The organism is Streptomyces spongiae, assembly GCF_009377185.1.
In the GTDB taxonomy this organism is placed as follows: Bacteria; Actinomycetota; Actinomycetes; order Streptomycetales; family Streptomycetaceae; genus Streptomyces; species Streptomyces spongiae.
Genome location: NZ_VJZC01001000.1, coordinates 1 through 1,814, shown reverse-complemented (window position 1 = coordinate 1,814; position 1,814 = coordinate 1). Strand labels below are relative to the sequence as shown.

General features: G+C 68.4%; 2 protein-coding genes. Both read right to left on the bottom strand.

Translation table 11 applies throughout. The features are described 5' to 3' along the window. Nucleotides 1-17 precede the first annotated feature (17 nt). Complete coding sequence (locus tag FNH08_RS49560) at nt 18-893, bottom strand: carbohydrate ABC transporter permease (RefSeq protein ID WP_322726659.1); 876 nt, start codon at nt 891-893, stop codon at nt 18-20. A 31-nt stretch (nt 894-924) separates the two neighbouring features. After that, nucleotides 925-1,767: a carbohydrate ABC transporter permease gene (locus FNH08_RS49555; RefSeq protein ID WP_322726660.1), complete on the bottom strand. Its 843-nt coding sequence runs from the start codon at nt 1,765-1,767 to the stop codon at nt 925-927. Between the last annotated feature and the right edge of the window lie 47 nt (nt 1,768-1,814).

The window sequence follows — 1,814 nt, the reverse complement described above, 5'->3', positions numbered from 1 at the left end:
GTGCCGGGCGGGTGGGTTCACTTGCCGCCCACACCCATCAGGCCGCCCACGAGAGCGCGGCGGGCCACCAGATAGACGGCGAAGATCGGGATGCCGGAGAGGACGACCGAGGCCAGCAGCGCCGGGATGTTGACGCCGAACTGGCTGACGTAGTTGAAGAGCCCGAGGGTGAGGACGCGCGGGCCGTCCGACTGGGTGAAGATCAGCGGGAACAGGAAGCCGTTCCATGCCTGGAGCGCCGCGTAGATCACCACGGTACTGATCCCGCCCTTGGCCAGCGGGATCGTCAGCTGGAACAGCATCCGCAGCGGTGACGCGCCGTCCAGGGCCATCGCCTCGTACAGGTCCTCCGAGACGTCCCGGAGCGTGCCGACCAGCACGAGGACCGACACGGGCATGGCGAAGGCCGCCGTCGGCAGGATGACGGCCAGCAGGGTGTCGTACAGGTCGAGCTTGGCGATCAGGAGGTAGAGAGGGACCACGACCGCCTGGGCCGGGATCGCCACACCCAGCAGGAACAGGCGGAAGGCCGTGTTCGACCAGCGGTCGCGGGTGCGGACGGCCACGTAGGCGAGGGGGATGGAGAGGACCAGGACGATGCCCACGACCGCCACGGCCACGATCGCCGTGTTGCCGAGCAGATGGCCGAAGCCGCTGTTCAGGACGGTGTTGTAGTTGTCGAGCGTCGGACTCGTCGGTGGTTTCAGGGGGTTGCCGGTGAGGGCCTTGTCCTGGCCGGTGAGGGAGGCCGACAGCATCGCGTAGATCGGGATGATCACGATAGCGAGCCAGACGATCGAGCCGAGGCCCGCGACCGGGTTCGCGCGCTTCGTCCAGTGTCTGCGTCGGCGGCCCTGCGTGGGTGGCTCCCGGTCGGGCTCGCGGGTCTTCACGGGACGCGCCAACGTATCGTGTGACACACCGTCACATCCCTTCGCGGGTGCTGCGCATGGTGCCGAAGCCGGTCATCCGGACCAGTACCAGGGACAGGCCGGTGGCGGCCAGGACCAGGAACGACGCGATGGCGCTCGCGTAGCCGAAGTCGTACGTCTTGAAGCCCGCCTCGTACATCAGGTACGGCAGGATCGCCGTGTCGGTGCCCGGGCCGCCCTTGGTGAGGATCAGGACCGTCTCGAAGTACGTGAGCGAGCCGACGACGATCAGGACGGTGGACGTCGTGATGGTGTGCCGCAGCTGGGGCAGCGTGATCGAGAAGAACTGGCGGTAGCGGCCCGCGCCGTCGATGGCCGCCGCCTGGTACAGGACCTGCGGGATCTGCCGGGCGCCGCCCTGGTAGATCAGCGTGTGGAACGGGATGAACTGCCAGCCGCCGACGAACACGATCGCGAGGAACGCTCCGCTGGTCGAGCCGAGGGTGTCCTTCTGGATGATGCCGAAGTTCGGGTCGAGCAGGGCGTAGAAGAGCAGTGCCACGGCCGTGGAGGAGAGAAGGAGCGGGACGAAGAAGACCGCGGAGAGGACGGCGCGGTTGCGCTGGTGGCCCGCCGCCCAGACGCCCAGCAGCAGGGCCACCACCGTCTGGAACACCCAGCTCGCGACCGTCAGCAGGACGGTGATCCACAGGGACTGGGTGAGCCGGGGGTCGTCGAGCAGCTTCTGCCAGTTGGCGAGGCCCACGGGCTGCGGGTCGCCGAGGCCGTCCCACTTGGTGAAGGACAGGTAGAAGGCCAGGACCATCGGGACGACCGCGAAGAAGGTGAAGAACAGGACGGCCGGCAGCGCCCAGACGGCGTGCGGGCGGCCCACCCGAGTGGCTTTCGCGTGAGTGGCTTTCGTGCGGGCGGGGGTGGGGG